The following is a 19,708-nucleotide window of genomic DNA, read 5'->3' as shown; positions in this document are numbered from 1 at the left end:
TTCCAGAAAGGACGATTCCAGTGAGTACGTTCTCCACCAACACCGGCGAGATGCAGGTTAAATCCCAGGCCGTCATGAACACCATTGACCGGCTACGCAATGAGGTCTCGACCATGCAAATGAACCTGGACCAGTTGCAAAGCACCTGGCAGGGTTCCGCCGCGGCCTCCTTCCAGTCGATCGTGGCCGAATGGCGCTCAACCCATGTGCAGATCGAAGAGGCGCTGAGCAGCATTGCCACGGCCTTGAACCATGCCTCCATGCAGTACGAAGAGGTCGAGCAGGTCAACACCTCGCTGTTCCGTTACTGAAAACCGCAGACGCGACGGCCGGTTGATCAGTAGGCTTAGCCTTATGAGCATTCTGATCGACCCGCCGCGCTGGCCTGCCCACGGCACGCTCTTTGCCCACTTGGTGTCGGATACTTCATTGGCTGAACTCCATGAGTTCGCCGGGCAGCAAGAAATCTCCCGCCGAGCTTTCGACCGGGATCACTACGATGTGCCTCGCGAACGCTACGATCGGCTCGTGGCAGCTGGCGCCCTTGAAGTCTCCGGATCCGAGCTGGTCCGCGCACTGGTCAAGTCCGGGATTCGGATACCAGCCAAATACCGTCCGGAGAAGCTGGGAACCGTCCTCACCCGGCGGTGGTCCCGCACCTTGCCCACCGAGCCTCAGCTCGGAACCGAGCTGTTGGGCTATTGGTCCGAGAGCCATCGCCACTACCACGACCGGGTGCATCTGCTCTCGGTGCTCGAAGCCATCGACTGGCTGGCTGAAGGCCAGGCCGATCCCGAAGAGCTCATGCTGCTCCAACTCGCTGCGTGGTTCCACGACGCCGTCTACGCAGGAACCAGCGAAGACGAGTTCAAATCGGCCACCTTGGCCCGTGAACGGCTGTGGGGAGTCCTCTCCCCTGGCGCCGTCTCGAAGGTCAGCGGGCTGGTCATGCTCACCGCCAAGCATGCCCCGGCAGAAACCGATCGCCTGGGCCATATCCTCTGCGATGCCGATCTGGAGGTCCTGGCCCGCCCCGCTTCGGCCTACCAGCGCTATGCCGAGGCGATCTACAAGGAGTACGGGCATCTTCCCCGCCATGTGCTTGCTTCCGGGCGCAGCAAGATCCTCAGCGGCCTGTTGGAGAAAGAAATGATCTACGGCACCCAAGCCGGATCCCGGCGCTGGGAGCAGCGCGCGCGGAACAATTTGGGCACCGAGCTGGAGCTGCTGCACAGCTGGCTATAGTGCAACGCTTGGCCCACGTTAAACGGCCGATGGCCCGGATCCCTCGAAAGGATCCGGGCCATCGGCGCGATTACTGCGTGCTTAGTGCGTGCGGGAAGCTTAGAAGCCGCCCATTCCGCCCATGCCACCCATGTCATCGCCACCGGCTGGGGCAGCGCCAGCAGGAGCTGGCTTATCTGCGACAACAGCTTCGGTGGTCAGGAACAGGCCAGCGATCGATGCCGCGTTCTGCAGTGCCGAACGGGTCACCTTCACTGGGTCGTTGACACCAGCTTCAAGCAGGTTGACGTATTCGCCGGTTGCAGCGTTCAGGCCGTGGCCTGCTGGCAGGCCCTTGACCTTGTCAGCGACAACGCCTGGCTCCATGCCAGCGTTCAGGGCAATCTGCTTCAGCGGGGCTTCGATGCCAACGCGGACGATGTTCGCACCGGTAGCTTCGTCGCCTTCCAGAACCAGCTTCTCGAATGCTGCAGCGCCAGCCTGGATCAGTGCAACGCCACCACCGGCGACGATGCCTTCTTCAACAGCTGCCTTGGCGTTGCGCACGGCATCTTCGATGCGGTGCTTGCGCTCCTTGAGCTCTACCTCGGTAGCAGCGCCGGCCTTCAGCACAGCGACACCGCCGGAGAGCTTTGCGTGGCGCTCCTGCAGCTTCTCGCGGTCGTAGTCCGAGTCGGTGTTCTTGATCTCGGCTGCGATCTGGGCCTTGCGTCCCTCGATGGCGTCGGCTTCGCCGCCACCTTCAACGATGGTGGTCTCGTCCTTGGTGATAACGACCTTGCGGGCGGTACCGAGGACTTCCAGGCCTACGTTGTCCAGGGACAGGCCGATTTCCTCGGAAACAACCTGGCCGCCGGTGAGGATAGCGATGTCGGTCAGCATGGCCTTGCGACGGTCGCCGAAGCCCGGAGCCTTGACAGCAACGGACTTGAACAGGCCGCGGATCTTGTTCAGGATCAGGGTAGCCAGGGCTTCGCCCTCGACATCTTCGGCGATGATCAGCAGCGACTTGTTCGACTGCATGACCTTCTCCAGCAAGGTCACCATGTCCTTGACCGAGGAGATCTTCGAGTTCACGATGAGGACGTAAGGGTCCTCGAGAACGGTTTCCTGGCGCTCAGCGTCGGTGACGAAGTAAGCGGAGATGTAGCCCTTGTCGAAGCGCATGCCCTCTGCCAGCTCCAGCTCCAGGCCGAAGGTGTTGGATTCTTCAACGGTGATAACGCCCTGCTCGCCGACCTTGTCGAGAGCTTCAGCAATCAGTGCGCCGATTTCCGGATCGCCAGCAGAGATCGAAGCGGTAGCAGCGATCTGCTCCTTGGATTCGACCTTCTTCGCAGCGGCGAACAGTTCAGCGGTAACAGCTTCTACGGCCTTGTCGATACCGCGGCGCAGTGCGATTGGGTCAGCACCTGCGGCAACGTTGCGCAGGCCTTCCTTGACCAGTGCCTGTGCCAGCACGGTTGCGGTGGTGGTACCGTCTCCAGCGACGTCGTCGGTCTTCTTTGCAACTTCCTTGACCAGCTCTGCGCCGATCTTCTCGTAAGGCTCTTCGAGGTCGATTTCCTTAGCGATGGACACGCCGTCGTTGGTGATAGTAGGAGCGCCCCACTTCTTTTCCAGAACAACGTTGCGGCCGCGTGGGCCCAGGGTGACCTTCACCGCGTCAGCAAGGGTGTTCAGGCCGCGCTCAAGTCCGCGGCGTGCTTCCTCGTCAAATGCAATCATCTTAGCCATTGTGGCGTACGGTCCTTTCGGGACGATTTTGCGAAAATGCAACCGACAGACAGCGCCCGCGACGGACGAGTGGACCGGTGCGGCATCGGGCCAGCAACCGTTTCAGCTCTCGCTATCTGAGGTATTTTCCACTCCCACGCCCTGCATCCGCTGTCCGGTGCTTCATGAAGTTCTTGGAGAACGCAAAAGCCGACCGGCGTTAGCAGTCGCAACGCATGAGTGCTAATACAAATATTGGCACTCTCGCATGGCGAGTGCAAGCCGATCGGCTCTGAGCGAATGGAATTATGAACGAATTATTCGTTTAGCCCCAGGGTGTCATCGGAGCCCAGAACCACGGTGACCCGGTTCGGAATGTTGCTGGTCTGCAGAACTTCGTCGATATTCAGGATTTCTGCAGCTTTTTCAGCGGTAGTGCGGTAGGACTCGGACATGTAATAAACCGTGGAGACTTCTGCGGGCCTGGTCCAGTTGTCGGCCACAATGCTGGTGAACCCGGCTTCGGCCATGGCGTCTTCGCCTTCATTAGCCAGACCGGCAACACTTGCCGCGTTGTACACGCCAATCAGCTGGCCGTAGAGCACGTCTTCGTCATCGATGGTGCTCGTTGGCGATGCGGATTCACTAGGTGTGGGTTCCACGGAGGGCTCGGCGGTGACTTCCTGGGTTTGCGAGGTGTCGCTTCCCGTGGAAGTCGCGAGGGTCTCCTTGAGCTGAGGGCCGAAGATGAAGGACAAGGCACCGATCACCAGCACGAGTACAGCGGTCAGCACTACCCAGCGCAATTTCCCACCGGTTGACTTCGACGCGGCGGACTGCGCCCATCCGTGGGCGTGGTGCGAACCCACACGGGTGCTGAACTCCGGAACGCGATCAAATTCGTCACGCGGGTAGTTGGTCATTCTTGTCCTTGCTCGAGGTCTGATTGGTCACGGCAGGCAGGGTTATCGTCCCGTGCCGACCTTACCGCCCACGCGACGTTTTGTGGAACGTGCTCTGCGCAGGCGCTTGACCAACATCGGGTCGTAGGCCAGTGCCGCGTCGGTTTCAATCAGCTGGTTCAGCAGCTGGTAGTAATTCGTCGGCGACATCGAAAACTGCTTGGTAATGGCTTGTTCCTTGGCCCCGGCATACTTCCACCACAACTTTTCCAGGTTGAGGATCTGTTGCGAACGCTCATCCAATTCCGAATCCGGGTTCATGACGAAATCCACCAGCAATTCATTCTCAGCCATACGTTCTCACCTCTGTCCTTGGACCAGTTTTCTCGGGTTTCGGCTATGCATGTAATCCACCATCGGTAGACATACCACCGATATTCTAACCAATCTGCTTGCCTAACACCGTGTGGCCGAGCACAGGCACGCCAGAAAAACGGCACAATTACCCCTATGGACGATTTGCAGCCAGCACTTTTCGATGCACCCCAGCCAGCTCGGACACCAGTGTACGAAGCGGCTGATTTCCCGTTCTACCATGGTGCCCAATCCATGGCCGACCACGGGTTTATCGCTGCAGACTGGGTACCGGCACTCTGCGAGCAGGACTCGCTGCTGCGTTCCCTGGCCACCGATTTGGCGGCCCGTTCGGCGGCCGGTGAACAGATCCTGCCGGCACCGGAGGTGATGTTCCGCGCACTGAGCCTGCCATTGTCCGAAGTCAAGGTCCTAATTGTTGGCCAAGACCCATATCCGACACCCGGCCACGCAAACGGTTTGGCCTTCGCGGCCAACAAGCAGGTGCGTCCGCTGCCGCGCTCCTTGGCCAATATCTACAAGGAATTGCACTCCGATCTGGGACTGGAGCCGGTCGCGCATCCAGACCTCAGTCCATGGCTTTCCGAAGGCGTCTTGCTGCTGAACCAGGTGCTCTCCGTAGCCGCTGGCAATGCCGGCTCGCATCAGAAGCTGGGTTGGGCGCCAATTCTGCATGCCATCCTCACCGCGCTCAATGACCGTCCGCGGCCTCCGGCGGCTTTGCTCTGGGGCAAGCATGCGCAGAAACTCTCCGAGTCCCTGTCCAACGCCGTGCAGCTGCAAAGCGCCCACCCCTCGCCGCTCTCAGCCTCGCGCGGGTTCTTCGGCTCCAAGCCCTTCTCAAGCATCAATCGGCTCCTGTCCGACAGCGGACAGAAGCCGATTGACTGGTCGTTGCCGAAAGCCTAGCGTCGGCGGATCCGCCGGCGCTCACGCCGGGCGCTGGAGGTCAATGGACGGCACAGCGTATCGCCGAAGACGACGCCGCCAGCGATGGAGAGCATGATCGCCATGGCGTTGAACATCTCCACCAGTCCCGTGGCGGTGTCATTGACGTTGATGACGATGCCGTACATTGCGCGGAAGATCATCAGGCCCGGAAGCAGGAACATGACCGCAGGAGCCGCTAGCACCAGCTGCGGGGAGCGGAGTTTGTCCGCCGCCAGCCGCGCGGCGAAACCGATCACCGTGGCGACCAGCGCCGGGGTAGCCCGGTCTCCGAGTCCAATGCTTTCGGCCAGCAGCTGCACCAGGTAGCCGCCGACCGCAATGCCGGCGGTAGGCAGCAGCAGGCGCAGCGCGCTCTGCTCGGTGACCGCACCGGCGACAATGGCCACGCCCACCAAGACCACCAGCAGCCAGGCCGGATAGTCGGTTTGGACGATCTGGTGAACGTCGACCTTCTCTCCCCCGAGCAGATCCGAGATCACCAGGGCCGTAGCAATTCCGCAGAGGATCGCCCCGTAGATCAGGCTGGCCGAGAACAACCGGCCTACCGCTGTCACCGGGAAGCCGTTGATGGCATCCTGCAATGCCGAAACGAATCTGCCCGACGGAAGCAGCAGCAAGATGCCGCCAGAGACCACCAGCGCCGGATCCAGCGGAGCGTGGAATTGATGCCCCAGCAAGGCAATGCCGGTGACCACCAATGTCGAGGCCGCGATGGTGAAGAACTCGGGCACTCTCCAGCGCGAGCCGTATCGGCCGATCTGCGTCACGAGGCTCGAGGACAGCATCGCCACCAGCGCACCAGCCCACGAGCCGCCAATGAAGAGCACGAACGCGGCCGCGAACACGGCCCGGCCGCAGGCGACGATCCAGCGCGGGAACGGCTTGGGCTGCCGCGTGATGTCCTTCAGCCGCTTCGCTGAAACGGATCGCGATACGCCGCCGGCAATGATATCCGAGACGAGTTCGTGCACCAGCACCATGCCGGCGTAGTTCGAGGTGTAGGAGCGGACCACACGCAGCACCGAGTAGCTTTCGGCGTCCGGCGGGCTGTAGTTCAAATGCAGGGACTGGTTGGTGATGTCCACATCCAAGTGGCTCAAGCCCAGTGCCGCGGTCACCGCGATCACGCTGGTTTCCACTTCCAAGGCGCCTGCGCCGTAGCGGATCAAGGTCTCGCCCAAATCCAGCGCGAACTCCATGGTGCGCCGGTTGGACGCGTCCTGGTCCACATTGACCTTGGGGTTGGCGTAGGGGGTGCCCTGCAGGCGCTCAACGATGTTCAGCGCCTCGGTGGGAGGGGTATCCGAGATCCACATTTTCGCCAGCAGCCGACGGGCCACCGGGTTGGCGCGGGTAGGCATGAGGGTAATGCCCTCATCGGTGGTGTGGACCTGGCCGGTGCGCCACTCGATATCCGAGACATCGGCAGCCGCCACGTTGGCGCTGACCGCCGTATTGAGCGGTAGTTCAGATGCCGTTGCCGGCTCTTCGGCGGGCTCTGCCGGATGGAAGCCCATGTTGATCTCACTAGTGGCAATGCGGGGCAAGACGCCAGCTAGCGGAGCCGGATCCTCGCCTACGGCATTCGACGAGGCGGCCTGTTCCTCGCTAGATCGATGCGCCACGAATCATGCCCCCTCATCCAAAGTTTTTCCCATGGGATTCACCATACAACCCGTGCATGAAAAGTTGTCGGGAACGTGGCGAATTCGGGAGGTATCGCCGAACACATTTAAGGGTATTTTCGGCCACTGGAATACCGGCGCTCGGCAGTTGGTTGCACCATGCAGAAGTTAGATGTGTTTGCATATAATCCGGAGGATCCAATGAATACGCAGTTCCCATTGCCAGAAATCGGAGCCGAGACCTTCGGCGACATCACCGAGGATGCCCAGGGCAACCCGCTGAGCCATGCCCAGGTGATCCGCAATGTCATCGCCGAGGGGCAGCAGGCCGAAGCCTCGGGTCTTGATTTCTTCGGTGTCGGCGAGCACCACCGCGATGACTATGCCATCTCCTCCCCCGAAATGGTTCTGGCCGCCCTGGCCAGCACTACCCAGCGCATCAAGCTCGGCACCGCGGTGACCGTGCTCTCCAGCGACGACCCGGTGCGCGTCTACGAACGCTTTGCCACCTTGGACGCGATCTCCAACGGGCGAGTCGAGATCATCGCAGGCCGCGGCTCCTTCATCGAATCCTTCCCGCTCTTCGGCCTGGATCTTGAAGACTACGAGGACCTGTTCGAAGAGAAGCTGCATCTGCTGGCCAAGCTCCGCCACGGCACCCCGGTTTCCTGGCAGGGAAAGCACCGCGCCGCCTTGCGCAACCAGCAGATCTACCCGCTGCTGGAAGACCAGCCCTTGACCACCTGGGTGGGCGTGGGTGGCAGCCCGCAGTCGGTCACCCGCGCGGCCCGGCATGGCTTGCCGTTGTGCTTGGCCATTATCGGCGGCCAGCCCTCGGCCTTCGAAGGCTTGGCAACCCTCTACCGCCGTGCGCTGAAGGAGTTCGGCCATGGAGAATTGCCGGTCTCGGCGCACTTCCATGGCTTGGTGGCTTCCACCGACCAGGAGGCCCTGGAAACCCTCTGGCCGCATTACCAGCGCACCATGAATCGGCTGGGCGCCGAACGAGGCTGGCCGCCGGCCAGCAAGATGCGCTTGCAGGCTTCCATGGGGCCCGAGGGAGCCATGATGGCCGGCAGCCCGGAAACTGTGGCACGGAAGATGGCCAAGGTGGCCCAGCAGCTGGGCTTGTCGCGCGTTGACATCAAGTACTCTGCCGGTTCCTTGCCGCACGAGGCGATGATGAACAGCATCAAGTTGCTCGGAGAAGAGGTCAAGCCCATGGTGCACCAGCTGCTTGGCGCCTAGGATCCCGGCTGTCCCGGAAACAGCGAAAGCCACCGCATTGCGGTGGCTTTCGTTCTTGGTGGATCTTACTGGACTCGAACCAGCGACCTTTCGCGTGTGAGGCGAACGCTCTAACCAACTGAGCTAAAGATCCATCTGCGCCCTGACTTGCAAGCCAAGCGCATAAGCAATCCTACCGGGCCGTGGACCTCACTCCAAATCGGCCACCGGTTCCAGCGCCCGGAATCCGTCCCCGGAACACGCCGAAATGCCGCTTCCAGCGCAGGTTCGAACAGTCGCGGTTCAGGCAATGAGTAGAGCAGAAAAACAGCGCCGAATAGTTTATTTGCGATTCACCTAAAAGTACCCATTTCCACTTGTCAAAAAGGGACTTTAGACTCCATAATTTTTCTAGCTCATCGAGCTCAAACTGGACCCTACAAGGAAGTTGCCGGAAGCCGCCGGCATCGGTCCCCTCAAGGCCAACGAAACCGCGCAGTGGATTTTTCCACCGCGCAAAAGCCTCATCTTTCGTTCGTTCTTAGAATTTAGGACCGTACCCAGTGTTTGAAAACCTGAACTTTTCCTTGTCATCCCTATGCGTTCAGCCGGCCCAGCGCGCCGAATTAGCGACCCTTTACCCCCTGGTCGACCAGCGTTGGAACCAGAAGTTCGACCGGCTCTCGCTGCTTGTGACCGTGCGCGACCAGGGCACCTTGGTTGCCGCAGGCCTCGTGCATGATTCCATCATTGCCCCGACTTCTTCGATGAACGCCGTGGAGCTCGGTTGCATGGCCGTGCGCCCGGACTACCGCCGCCTGGGCATCCGCCAGCATGCGACGTCGCTGCGCCTTGCCCACGCGCTGCGTTCGGGCAAAACTCCGATCAGCGTCATCGATTCGCAGAACCCGGCATCCTGGGCCTTCTACGAGCGCTCGGAACTGTGGCAGCGCGAGCGCAGCTTCGAGCACGATGGGCAGCTGAAGTTCATCTACCGGGCCACCGAGGCCGCATGGCAGTGGGCCGCGCAATTGCCGCAGGCCTCCGAGGACCACGTGGCCATCCACCTTCCCGAAAGTGCGATGCCAGCCCCGAGCCTCATGGCCGGCCCGGCCCCGGTCCAGGGATTCGCCGCGCAGTTCGGATCCGATGATCCGGCCTCCGCCGTGCCGGTGATGTGACCGCCTAGAACAGGGCGTCCTGCTGTTCGTCCACGGAGCCGTGGCCCGGCAGCGGGGCAACTTCTCCGGCCCGGCGAGCGCGAGCGGCCTCGTGCAGGTCAATCGGGGTGACCTTCAGGACCGCATCGACCATGGCGTTGAGGAACTGCGGCGCGGCAATATCCGCGGGCACCGGAGCGTGGACGCATTTCACTTCGGGATCCTCTGCGCTCTCATCCCAATCCACCAGCAGCAGGCCGGTGGCGGTGTACCCGAAGCCGTCGCCGAAGTCGCGCAGCTTGCGGATCATGTCCACGGTGCGGCGGAAGGCGGCCGGCTCGGATTCCAGGATCGTGGCACGCTGCACGAAGAAGAACCCGACGGCTGCCAGCGGGTAGCGGGCCCGCAGGTTAGCCGCATCCCCATAGGCCTCTTCATAGCGGTTGGCCAGGTTCTTGCCGAAGGATGAGGTCATCGCCTTGGTGCTGAGCAGCAGCTCGGGACCGGTGGACCAATGGGTCATCACCACGTCGGTTTGCTTCATGTAGGCGCGGCCCAGGATGCGCGCGTCGATGCTGCCCGCCTTGCCCGCCATGATGGACTCGTGCACCTCGTCGGCCAGCCGCTCCGGCAGCTTGCGCAGCAGTTCCAGGATGTCGCTGGACAAGACCCGGGGCGCCTCGGGACGCGGCCACACCAGATCCGCATCGAATCCGGCACGGCGCAATTCATGGGCCAGCCATGCGTCCACGCCCTGGGCAAAGCGGCCCGATCGGGTGACCGCCTTGTTGCGGACCGGGATGCTCAGCAGGCGTTCGAGCACCGGGAAGGACGGGTTGAATTCCTCGGTTACCGCGCCATTGCCCAGCCAGGGCGAATCCTTCGCCGCTGACATCAACGTGGTATCGAATTCGGCAAAGGCCAAGGTCTTTTCGATCGCAGGATTGGCCACGTTCATCCCCTCACGGCTTTGCTTCTGGCCTTGCGGCGTTCGAGCATATTCATTCGCGCAGTGCGGACCGCCTCCAGCGCATCCGGCTCCAAGCCGAGCAGCTGCTCGAGCACCACGCGGTCCACCAGGTCGGTGGCCTCTTGCTTGCGCCCCTGCACCAGCAGTTCACGCACCGCCGGCTTGATGGCACGCAATTGCCGGGCATAGCGCTGCACCATGCCGATCGCCGGGACCGGCAGCTGGTCGGCTTCACGCGGTTCCAGCTTCAGGATGCCGCCGCCGTAGGAGCGGCCCACCATTTCGGCTCCGAGCATGGTCAGGGTATTGAGCGATGCCACCGGGAGCAGCTCGCGGCCCAGCTCGCGCGCATCGGCGCCGAGGTACACCCCATGGATCGAGTTGATGTGGTGCACCGCGGCCTCGTTGGCGGTCAACCGCGGGGTGTCGGCGTTCATGTAGGTCATGAACAGGTCCGGCACCGAGAGCACCGGCACCCGCCACCATGGCGAGCGCACCTTGCACTTGTAGGCCTGGTCGACGTTCTGCAGTTCACCGCTGGCCACAAAGCGCGCACCAGCACCGCTGGGTTCCGCGCCGGGGCGGAACATGTAGGCAGCTGCCCCGTGCTCGGCGAGCTTTTCCCAGCCGTCCTCGCTCAATTCCAGCCCGCGCAGGTGGCGCGAGCCCGGAGGCGAGATCCGGATCAGGTCCTCGCGGGCCAGCCCCAGGTCCTGGATCTGCTGGGCCGAGAGGGTGAACCACTTATTATTGCCGGTGACCGCGCCCAGCGAGGTTTCGCCCCAGGACTGCAGCGGCGCCATCCGGCCGGCGGCCAGTGCCGCCGACAAGATCCCCTGGGCTTCAAGGCCGACCAGGGAACCGGTCCAGCGCTCGTTCATGCGCACCGGGGTGTGGCGGGTGCCTTCGCCCAGGGCTTGCAGATCCAGCGCATTGCGGAATTGGTGCAGGTTGAAGGAACCGCTAGCCCCTTCGCGGTAGCCCTCGGCCAGCAGCAGCACCACTTCTTCCTGCGCGTCGGCGAACAAGCGCTCTTCGAAGACGGCCAGGTGCACGCTGGCGAAGCGTTCAAGCAGCATCTGGCGGACAGGCCCGGCATAGTTCACGAACATCAGCTCTGCCGGAAGCACCAGGGCCAGGCGCCCGCCGACGGCAAGGAAGCTGGTGGCATGCACGACGAAAGCGGCCCAGATGCTGGCAAGTTCATTCAGTTCCACGCCCGAGGCTTTGGCCGCGGCGCGCGAGAGCTGCCGGTCAGCCCCGCGGTGCAGCTGGTAGCGCACGTAGGGAGGGTTGCCGATGACAGCGTCGTACTCGGCGTAGCCGGTGACCTCGAAGAAGTTGGCGTGCTTGATGCGCGCGTCGATCCCGGCGGCGCTCATCCGCTCACGGGCGGCCTGCACCGATGGTTCGTGCAGTTCCAGGCCCACCAGCTCGACCCGGTCTCGGCCATCTGCAAGCACCGGATGGGCAGCGGCAAGGAATTGCGCTTCACCGCAGGAGGGTTCCAGGACCTTGGATCCTTGCTCCCCCAGCGCCCACTGCGCCATGAAGCTGGCAACGGGTTCCGGGGTGAAGTAGGCTCCGCGCGCATGGCGGGCGGTGGCCTGATCTGTCAATTCTCTACTCAACACGCATCGATCTTTCCACGTAGGCCAGACAGTTGGGCTGGACCGGTAGACCGAGTCCGGGCGGCAACTTCTCTATTCTACGTGCGCGGGCATCTGGCTGATTCCTGTTCCTAGTGGTCTGCTTCGGCTTTGCCCTTGTGGCGCAGCTTCTGGATGCCCAGGATGATGACGGTAATCACGGTACCCATGATAAAACCGGCAAGGCAGGAGAAGGCGGTGTTCACCAGCCAGCCCAGCACGGCGCCGGCCTGACCGGTCGCGTCGTGGACCAGCAGTTCAACGTGGTGCACGAAGCCGTACGGTGCGTGCCAGCCCAGTTCGTCCATGCCGACCAGCAGCAGGTGCCCGCCGACCCAGAGCATCGCGATCACGCCGACCTTGCTCAGGATGGACATCACGATGGGCATCGCCTTGACCAGGCCGCGCCCGATCTTCTGCGTGAGCTGGCGCGGCTTGGCGGCCATGTGCAGTCCGATGTCGTCCATTTTGACGATCAAGCCCACGGCGCCATAGACCACGACGGTCATCAGGATGGCGATCACAATCAGGATCAGCGCGCGATTCAAGAATGGCTCGTGGGACACCTCGTTCAGCGAGATGACCATGATCTCCGCGGAAAGCACGAGGTCTGTGCGCACTGCCGATCCGATGATCGCTTTCTCGTCGCGCACTCCCTCCTTGCCGCCCGGAGTGTGGTGCTTGATCGCGCCCATCGCCTCAAGCAGCTTCTCGGCGCCTTCGAAAACCAGATAGGCGCCACCGATCATCAGGATCGGGGTCAGCGCCCATGGAGCGAACTGCGATAGGATCAGCGCCACCGGAAGGATGAACAGCATTTTGTTCCGGATAGACCCAACGGCGATCTTCCAGATGATTGGAAGCTCGCGCTTGGGCGAGAGTCCGGCCACGTACTGCGGGGTGACTGCCGCATCGTCGATGACGACGCCTAGCGATTTGGTGCTGGCCTTGCCAGCGCCCAGCGCGATGTCATCAAGCGATGCCGCGGTGACTTTCACCAGCGCCGCCACGTCGTCCAATAGTGCTGCAAGGCCTCCGGCCATGGTCGGCTCCTCAAATATAGGTTCTGCGCAAAATTCTACCGGCGGGATCTTTGAGCCTGCCATAGGCGCGACGCTGGCTCGGGCAAGACCTGGGGCTAAAAAAAGAAACCGCGCCACGAAGATTCATGGACACGGTTCCCGTTGCTGGTCCAGGACCAGGTCAGAGCCCCCTACCGGATTCGAACCGGTGACCTTCAGTTTACAAGACAGACGCTCTGGCCAGCTGAGCTAAGGGGGCGTACCGAATAAGAATATCCGAAAACCCTGCGGCACTGCGAATTGGCGATGCTCCGAGTTAAATGCCGATGGGAAGGAAGCCATCATTGGCTTCCTTCCCATCGGTCGGGGTGCGAGATCAATAAGGATACTACCGGATCCCGAACAATTGTCCAGAGTCTACCGGTTCGACTTACTTGTTGGCAGCGATTGCTTCCTTCACTGCGGTTGGGAAGTCTTCCTTTGCCAGATCGACTACCTTGCCCTGGACGAAGATCGATGGGGTGCCAGCCACGCCATCGTACTGGCCGGCAGTAGTGGTGTACTGGACGAATGGACGGAACTTGTCATCTGCGATGCAGCTTTCAACGGACTGCGCAGCGCCATTCTGGATCGCCAGATCGGCCAGCTCGGCGTTCTTCATCTCGCCCTCTGGGTAGTGGCCCCACAGTGCCTTGACGAAGCCCATGTAGGCTTCTGGGCTTTCGTCGGCGACGCAAGCCAATGCGTTGGCGCCGCGCGAGGAGAAGTTGGTTGCTGAACCACGGTCAAGGTAGCCGACGTTGCGGTATTCAACGGTGACGTCGCCGTTGGCCAGCCATTCCTCGATCTGGTCCCCGTAGGTAGCCTCGAAGTCTGCACAGTGAACGCAGTTGGCGTCAACGTACATGGCGATGTTGATCGGTTCGCCCTTTTCAGCCACCGTCAGGTCGCGTGGGGTAGCAGGCGATGGCGCCTCGGCAGGTGCTTCGAGCGTCTTGATATCCACATTCTCGATGGACTTCTCTGCGACAGTGTCCGGCGAGGTGACCATGATGCCACCGGCTGCGGTAGCGCCCTGCGGCACGGCGCCGGAGTCTGCCACCTTTGCGTTGTTGTTCTGCACGATCAAGGTAACTACCAGTGCGATGACCACAATGACTGCGGCCAATACGCCCAGCTTCACGAAAAGCGACTTGCGCTTCTGAGCGGTATCTTGAGCGGCACGCATCTGCGCCGCCTTCTCTCGGGCACTCGCGGTTCGCTCTGCCTTCGATGGGCGCGGGTTATTTGTAGACATAAATTTGGCGGTTCCTTGGTCAGCGGACAACTATCATCTGGAGTCAAGCTTAGCCAACTCCGAGCGCCAATATCCTTGAAAACTCAAGATTCCCCCACCTTCACAGGACTCACATATCTTTCGCATACAGCACCCAAAGTGCTTCGAAAACCTTAAGTTGAGCGTTAAACCAAGTCATCGGCGGATATCGTTTCTTTGCTGCCGGTCCTTAGCTGACCACGCGGCACATGCGCAGAAGTAGCCCATATGACGGAGAAATCCGTCCCTTCGTTCCCTTAGCAGTCAGTTTTCACTAGGCTAAATAGCAAGAGCGAGGAAATTTGACGAGAAGTCATTCACTCAGAACCGACGAATCTGCACCACGCCGGTGAACCAGATTGAACAAACCAGGAGGTTTGCAGTGGGTAACCCAGCGCCGAGTACAAAGACCGAAAATTCCTACGATTTTGTGGTTGTAGCCAACCGCCTTCCGGTGGATCGCATCACCAATCCTGACGGATCGCAAGGATTCCAGCGTTCGCCCGGTGGTTTGGTTACCGCCTTGGAACCGGTCATGGCTGCGTCCGAAGGTGCCTGGGTGGGTTGGCATGGCGGTATCGGCGAGAAGCTGGAGAGCTTCGACAAGGATGACATCCATCTGGTTCCGGTCCCCCTGGATGAGGATGACCTGACCCTCTACTACGAGGGCTTCTCCAACTCGACGCTTTGGCCGCTCTACCACGACGTCATCGTGCCACCGGAGTACCACCGCACCTGGTGGGACCGCTACAAGAGGATCAACCAGCGATTCGCCGATGCCGTACTGGAAATCGCTGCTCCGAACGCTACCGTGTGGGTCCACGACTACCAGCTGCAGCTGGTTCCGCAGATGCTGCGGCTGGCGCGACCCGATCTGAAAATCGGCTTCTTCCTGCACATACCGTTCCCGGCGGCCAGCCTGTTTTCGCAGCTGCCCTGGCGCACCCAGATCTTGCAGGGACTGGCCGGCGCGGACTTGGTCGGGTTCCAGCGCGAAACCGATGCGAGCAATTTCCTGCGCTGCTTGCGCCGTTTCACCGACTACTCCACCAAGGGCGATGTGGCTTCGCCCCCAGCCGGTAACGACATGCAGAATCTCTGCCGTGCCAATGCGCATCCGATTTCCATCGATACCGAGCAAATCGCCAAGCTCGCACGCGATCCGCAAATCATTGCCCGTGCCGCCCAGATCCGCCATGAGCTGGGCAATCCGAAAACCATCATGCTGGGCGTGGACCGCTTGGACTACACCAAGGGCATTCGCCACCGCCTGAAGGCCTATGGCGAGCTGCTCTCCGACCAGACTCTGCGCGCCGGTGATGTCTGCCTGATCCAGGTAGCCAGCCCCAGCCGGGAAAACGTGGACAGCTACATCGAGCTGCGTGACCAGGTGGAGCTCATGGTCGGGCAGATCACCGGCCAGCATGACACCCTGAGCCACACCACCCTGCGCTACCTGCACCAGTCCTATCCGCTGCGCGAAATGATCGCCATGTATCTGGCAGCCGATGTCCTGCTGGTCACGGCCCTGCGCGATGGGATGAATCTGGTGGCCAAGGAGTTCGTCGCTGCGCACCAGGATGGTCGCGGTGTACTGGTGCTCTCGGAGTACACCGGCGCTGCCGATCAGCTGACCCAGGCTGTCCTGGTCAACCCGCACGACATCGACGGGATGAAGGCCAGGATCGTTGAAGCGGTTCAGATGAATGAGGCAGAGCAGGAACGCCGGATGAAACGCATGAACCGCCACTTGGCACTCAACGACGTCTCGAAGTGGTCCGAGGATTTCCTAGCCGAGCTGGCCGAGATCAACGCGGCCACCTCCGTGCACGAAATCGTTCGCTAGAAGATTCCGACAGGAATCCTGATCTCCGATGAGGAATACCATTGCCTGACCTTGACCCTGCCCTGCAGGCCGCGCTGGCTGAATTTGCTGCCCATCAGCGGGTACTAGTTGCTTTGGACTTTGATGGAACGATGTCCCCGCTGGTTGACCGGCCGCGAGAGGCCCGGCCGCTGGAAGAGTCTGCTGCTGCCTTCGAGCAGCTGGCTTCCAGTCCCGGGGTATACACCGCGGTGGTGTCGGGGCGTAACCTGCAGTCCTTGAGCGAGGTCTATCCTGAGCCTCGTCCAGAGATTCGCATTGGTTCGCACGGTGCCGAGCGCTTGGTTCCGCCACAGCTGGGCGCGATCTGGCACGATGAGCCGCTGACCGCTAGGCAGTCCGAGCTGCTCGGGCAAATTACCCAGCGCCTGGAACGCGTTGCTGCGATGCACGCGAACGCCAGCGTGGAGTACAAACCGTCGGCCACGGTCCTGCACGTCCGCCAGGCAGCACCTGATGTTGCCGCCAAGGCCCTGGCACAGGCGCGGCAGGCGCTAGGTGATTTGGACGGCATCAAATTGCTTGAAGGCAAAGCGGTGCTAGAGGCCACCGTGCATCATGGCGATAAGGGCCAGAGCCTGCAGTGGTTGCGTGAAGTACTCGACGTCCAAGCGGTCCTTTTTGTCGGTGATGACGTGACCGACGAGAACGGATTCAAGGTTCTTGGCGCAGCGGATCTGGGCATCAAGGTGGGACCTGGACCAACTGCGGCCGCGCATAATATCCTTTCGCCAAGTGAATTACCACACCTTTTGAAAAGTCTGATTTCCATGCGACACTGAAGTGTCCCAACTCACTTTCACTACGGATCGTCGGGCACGTACCTGCCCGTGAAAGGATTGTCATCATGGCAACTGTGACCTTTGAAAAGGCCACCCGCATTTACCCGGGCGCACTTGTGCCTTCCGTCGACGCTATCGACTTGGAAATCCAAGATGGAGAATTCCTTGTCCTGGTCGGCCCCTCGGGTTGCGGCAAGTCCACCACCCTGCGCATGCTCGCTGGTTTGGAAGAAGTAAACTCCGGTCGTATTCTCATTGGCGATAAGGATGTGACCAACGTTCCGCCTAAGGACCGCGACATCGCCATGGTCTTCCAGAACTACGCGCTGTACCCCCACATGACCGTTGCCGAGAATATGGGCTTTGCCTTGAAGATCGCCGGCGTCGACAAGGAGGAACGCAAGAAGCGCGTGCTGGAAGCAGCCAAGCTTCTCGATCTGGAGAAGTACTTGGACCGCAAGCCCAAGGCCTTGTCTGGCGGCCAACGTCAGCGTGTGGCCATGGGTCGCGCCATCGTTCGTTCGCCCCAGGTGTTCTTGATGGACGAACCGCTGTCCAACCTCGATGCAAAGCTGCGCGTGCAGACCCGTACCCAGATTGCGTCGCTGACCCGCCGGCTCGGTGTCACGACCGTGTACGTGACCCACGACCAGGTGGAAGCCTTGACTATGGGTGACCGCGTTGCTGTACTCAAGGACGGCGAGTTGCAGCAGGTAGGCACTCCTCGTGAGCTCTACGATCGCCCACGCAATATCTTCGTCGCAGGCTTCATCGGGTCCCCTGCCATGAACCTGGTGCAGTTGCAGTCTGCCAATGGACAGGTTGCTTTCGGTTCAGCTGTTATCGATGCGCCTGGAGCACAGGGTGGAGTCACATTGGGCTTCCGTCCAGAGGACATCGAGATTGTCGGTGCCGGCGAAGGCGTGGAGATTGTTGTCGACGTTGTTGAAGAGCTCGGCGCAGATGCCTACATCTACGGTTCGGCAGAGCTAGGCGGCGAAACTCAGATAGTCGTGGTTCGTGTTGACGGCCGTACGCCTCCCGCACGTGGACAGCGCATCAATATTGCACCAAATCTGCAGCACGCGCACCTGTTTGATACGGAAAGCGGTCTGCGCTTGGACAACGCCTAATACTGGCTAGCGCCAATGGCGGCTTGGAAATTGAACTCCAAGCCGCCATTGGCTTTAAGTCCGCTGCGCGAGAGTCCGGTTAAACATCGAAGGCCCCGAACATAAGTTCGGGGCCTTCGGCAAATTATGCCCGGCGATGACCTACTCTCCCACACCCTCCCGAGTGCAGTACCATCGGCGCTGTGGGTCTTAGCTTCCAGGTTCGGTATGGATCTGGGCGTTTCCCCCACGCTATGATCGCCGTAACTCTATACCTCATGGCTAGCCATGGGAAAACTACGGTGTCATTCGCGATTGCGACAACTCCATAACTATATCAAGCACGCAGTGGATGCGCCACTTCAGAACGCGTTACCAATAGTGTCCTTCGCCATACCCGGCTAATTGGGCTAGCTCCAGATATCGTCCCCGCGGAGCGTAGCCTCGGCACCGCCATCGCAGTAAATCGTTTGCCCGGTGACGTGAGTATTTTCTGCACTCGTTAGCCACAGCAGTAGCTTGGCAATTACCACGGCTTCAGAGTGGTAGTTCAATGGCATCGGCACATTCTGGTCAACCATCGATTTGCCTTCTTCTGTCGCCAATAGGTCCCGAGTCATGTTGGTGATCACGGTGCCAGGAGCCACAGCGTTCAATGGGATCCCTGCGCCGGCCCACTTCTCCGAGATGCACTCGCGGCGAACCCAGCGGCTCAGCGCACGCTTGGAGGACGGGTAATTCAGGTAACCGGATTGCGGGCCAGCGGCTTCCAAGGCTGCACCAATGGCCAGAGCTGCTTCCTCGTCGCCTGCAAGCAATGCATCAACGAGTTCAGCGGAATTCTGCTGGATCGAGGCCATCGAGGAAACCACGGCCACGCGTGGTGACTGCGAGAGTCCCAATGCAGGCAGCAGGCCTTCCAGATACCTGGTTACGCCGAAGTAGTTTACCGAGACGGTAATCGCCTTAGGAGCCGAGATGCCTGCGGCCGCGATGACCGCGTCAATCTTGCCTTCGGAATGCTCTAGGGTCTGGCTGATGGCGCTTAGCCGGCCCGCCTGCGTCGATAGGTCAGCAGTGACCTCAGCATCGCGTAGATCAACTCCAATGACCTTGTGCCCACGTTCTCGAAGCAATCCTGCAGTGGCCGCGCCAATACCGGAAGCAGCGCCAGTAACGACATAAGTTCTCACGTTCGGTTTCCCTCTTTCGCAATTGGAAGACGAGTCGAGTCACCGTCGATGAGTCAGTCGCAGCCTCGCTCATATCCCACACTATGCCCATTTCGAGTGGCCCCTTGAACAATGATGCCTAAGTCAAGTGTTTGTGGTTGCCTTAGTCGCTTAGCAGCTATCGAGGTTAGAGCAGGAGGGGAGGGGGAACCAGGCTGCACCAGCTGCCCAATTCCCCCTCCCCTTCCCGTTAAACAGGTGAGGCCCCGGCACCAAACGGTACCAGGGCCTCAAACCATCTACTCAAGTTAAGTCCGGCGGTGACCTACTCTCCCACACCCTCACGAGTGCAGTACCATCGGCGCAGTGGGCCTTAGCTTCCGGGTTCGGTATGGGACCGGGCGTTTCCCCCACGCTATGACCGCCGTAACAATCACGAAGCACACAAACCAAAACGTTTCCTGGTCAATGTTTTCCGGTGCTACAAAGTCTTGTAACTCATCTTGTATTTGCTGGTTAGAGGTTGTTGTCTCGTAACCGCATAGTGAACGCGAACAGCATTGAAATCATCAGTTCAAATATTGTTTTATTGTGTGTTGA

17 protein-coding genes, 2 tRNA genes and 2 rRNA genes are annotated in these 19,708 nt (G+C 60.8%); 8 read left to right on the top strand and 13 right to left on the bottom strand.

The window, feature by feature from the left end:
- The first annotated feature begins 20 nt into the window (after window positions 1–20).
- Window positions 21–311 (top strand): WXG100 family type VII secretion target, encoded by a 291-nt coding sequence (locus ACIOJF_RS16330; RefSeq protein ID WP_038990044.1) that lies wholly within the window; start codon window positions 21–23, stop codon window positions 309–311.
- A 43-nt stretch (window positions 312–354) separates the two neighbouring features.
- The gene (locus tag ACIOJF_RS16325) at window positions 355–1,245 is read left to right on the top strand and encodes a DUF4031 domain-containing protein (RefSeq protein ID WP_402741896.1); all 891 of its coding nucleotides are present in this window, start codon (window positions 355–357) and stop codon (window positions 1,243–1,245) included.
- 99 nt (window positions 1,246–1,344) lie between these two features.
- Here ACIOJF_RS16325 and groL read toward each other — a convergent pair whose 3' ends face one another.
- The 3 genes from groL to ACIOJF_RS16310 all read right to left on the bottom strand — a co-directional run bounded on the left by groL (window position 1,345) and on the right by ACIOJF_RS16310 (window position 4,217).
- On the bottom strand, window positions 1,345–2,982 hold the full coding sequence (gene groL, locus ACIOJF_RS16320; protein ID WP_105659122.1) for a chaperonin GroEL: 1,638 nt from the start codon (window positions 2,980–2,982) through the stop codon (window positions 1,345–1,347).
- Between the two features lie 296 nt (window positions 2,983–3,278).
- Window positions 3,279–3,884: a LytR C-terminal domain-containing protein gene (locus tag ACIOJF_RS16315; RefSeq protein WP_105659121.1), complete on the bottom strand. Its 606-nt coding sequence runs from the start codon at window positions 3,882–3,884 to the stop codon at window positions 3,279–3,281.
- A 42-nt stretch (window positions 3,885–3,926) separates the two neighbouring features.
- A complete protein-coding gene (locus ACIOJF_RS16310) occupies window positions 3,927–4,217 on the bottom strand; it encodes a DUF3263 domain-containing protein (RefSeq protein WP_105659120.1) in 291 nt (96 codons plus the stop codon).
- A 156-nt stretch (window positions 4,218–4,373) separates the two neighbouring features.
- Between ACIOJF_RS16310 and ACIOJF_RS16305 the strand changes: the two genes are divergently transcribed.
- The gene (locus ACIOJF_RS16305; RefSeq protein ID WP_105659119.1) at window positions 4,374–5,147 is read left to right on the top strand and encodes a uracil-DNA glycosylase; all 774 of its coding nucleotides are present in this window, start codon (window positions 4,374–4,376) and stop codon (window positions 5,145–5,147) included.
- On the opposite strand, the gene ACIOJF_RS16300 is transcribed toward ACIOJF_RS16305, so the two are convergent.
- Window positions 5,144–6,814 (bottom strand): threonine/serine exporter ThrE family protein, encoded by a 1,671-nt coding sequence (locus ACIOJF_RS16300; RefSeq protein WP_105659118.1) that lies wholly within the window; start codon window positions 6,812–6,814, stop codon window positions 5,144–5,146. The two genes, ACIOJF_RS16305 and ACIOJF_RS16300, sit on opposite strands and share 4 nt — an antisense overlap.
- A 201-nt stretch (window positions 6,815–7,015) precedes the next feature.
- Between ACIOJF_RS16300 and ACIOJF_RS16295 the strand changes: the two genes are divergently transcribed.
- Window positions 7,016–8,062 (top strand): LLM class flavin-dependent oxidoreductase, encoded by a 1,047-nt coding sequence (locus ACIOJF_RS16295; RefSeq protein ID WP_105661591.1) that lies wholly within the window; start codon window positions 7,016–7,018, stop codon window positions 8,060–8,062.
- A 56-nt stretch (window positions 8,063–8,118) separates the two neighbouring features.
- On the opposite strand, the gene ACIOJF_RS16290 is transcribed toward ACIOJF_RS16295, so the two are convergent.
- Window positions 8,119–8,195: transfer RNA gene (locus ACIOJF_RS16290), tRNA-Val, on the bottom strand.
- Window positions 8,196–8,604: 409 nt separating this feature from the next.
- On the opposite strand from ACIOJF_RS16290, the gene ACIOJF_RS16285 reads away from it, so the two are divergent.
- Entirely contained in the window at window positions 8,605–9,222 is a 618-nt protein-coding gene (locus ACIOJF_RS16285) for a GNAT family N-acetyltransferase (protein ID WP_105659116.1), read from the top strand.
- A 4-nt stretch (window positions 9,223–9,226) separates the two neighbouring features.
- On the opposite strand, the gene ACIOJF_RS16280 is transcribed toward ACIOJF_RS16285, so the two are convergent.
- The 5 genes from ACIOJF_RS16280 to ACIOJF_RS16260 all read right to left on the bottom strand — a co-directional run bounded on the left by ACIOJF_RS16280 (window position 9,227) and on the right by ACIOJF_RS16260 (window position 14,139).
- Window positions 9,227–10,159, bottom strand: a complete 933-nt coding sequence (locus tag ACIOJF_RS16280) for a hypothetical protein (RefSeq protein WP_105659115.1) — start codon at window positions 10,157–10,159, stop codon at window positions 9,227–9,229.
- On the bottom strand, window positions 10,156–11,790 hold the full coding sequence (locus ACIOJF_RS16275; RefSeq protein ID WP_402741895.1) for a class I SAM-dependent DNA methyltransferase: 1,635 nt from the start codon (window positions 11,788–11,790) through the stop codon (window positions 10,156–10,158). The genes ACIOJF_RS16280 and ACIOJF_RS16275 overlap by 4 nt, the downstream gene beginning before the upstream one ends.
- A gap of 122 nt (window positions 11,791–11,912) precedes the next feature.
- On the bottom strand, window positions 11,913–12,863 hold the full coding sequence (locus ACIOJF_RS16270) for a DUF808 domain-containing protein (RefSeq protein ID WP_105659113.1): 951 nt from the start codon (window positions 12,861–12,863) through the stop codon (window positions 11,913–11,915).
- 164 nt (window positions 12,864–13,027) lie between these two features.
- Window positions 13,028–13,101, bottom strand: a tRNA-Thr gene (locus tag ACIOJF_RS16265).
- Between the two features lie 171 nt (window positions 13,102–13,272).
- Window positions 13,273–14,139: a DsbA family protein gene (locus tag ACIOJF_RS16260; protein WP_402741894.1), complete on the bottom strand. Its 867-nt coding sequence runs from the start codon at window positions 14,137–14,139 to the stop codon at window positions 13,273–13,275.
- Between the two features lie 400 nt (window positions 14,140–14,539).
- Here ACIOJF_RS16260 and ACIOJF_RS16255 point away from each other — a divergent pair, with 400 nt between their 5' ends.
- The 3 genes from ACIOJF_RS16255 (at window position 14,540) to ACIOJF_RS16245 (ending at window position 17,957) form a co-directional block, all read left to right on the top strand.
- The gene (locus tag ACIOJF_RS16255) at window positions 14,540–16,003 is read left to right on the top strand and encodes a trehalose-6-phosphate synthase (RefSeq protein ID WP_402741893.1); all 1,464 of its coding nucleotides are present in this window, start codon (window positions 14,540–14,542) and stop codon (window positions 16,001–16,003) included.
- 41 nt (window positions 16,004–16,044) lie between these two features.
- Window positions 16,045–16,824, top strand: coding sequence for a trehalose-phosphatase (gene otsB / locus ACIOJF_RS16250; protein ID WP_105659110.1), 780 nt, complete (start codon window positions 16,045–16,047; stop codon window positions 16,822–16,824).
- Window positions 16,825–16,889: 65 nt separating this feature from the next.
- Window positions 16,890–17,957, top strand: coding sequence for an ABC transporter ATP-binding protein (locus ACIOJF_RS16245; protein WP_402741892.1), 1,068 nt, complete (start codon window positions 16,890–16,892; stop codon window positions 17,955–17,957).
- 128 nt (window positions 17,958–18,085) lie between these two features.
- On the opposite strand, the gene rrf (ACIOJF_RS16240) is transcribed toward ACIOJF_RS16245, so the two are convergent.
- From rrf (ACIOJF_RS16240) to rrf (ACIOJF_RS16230), 3 genes are all read right to left on the bottom strand, one after another.
- Window positions 18,086–18,202, bottom strand: a 5S ribosomal RNA gene (gene rrf / locus ACIOJF_RS16240).
- 144 nt (window positions 18,203–18,346) lie between these two features.
- The gene (locus ACIOJF_RS16235) at window positions 18,347–19,129 is read right to left on the bottom strand and encodes an SDR family oxidoreductase (RefSeq protein WP_105659108.1); all 783 of its coding nucleotides are present in this window, start codon (window positions 19,127–19,129) and stop codon (window positions 18,347–18,349) included.
- 291 nt (window positions 19,130–19,420) lie between these two features.
- Window positions 19,421–19,537: ribosomal RNA gene (gene rrf, locus ACIOJF_RS16230) — 5S ribosomal RNA — on the bottom strand.
- Window positions 19,538–19,708: the final 171 nt, after the last annotated feature.

Source organism: Glutamicibacter sp. NPDC087831 (genome assembly GCF_044742845.1).
GTDB lineage: Bacteria > Actinomycetota > Actinomycetes > Actinomycetales > Micrococcaceae > Glutamicibacter.
This window is presented reverse-complemented; position numbering and strand designations above follow the sequence as displayed.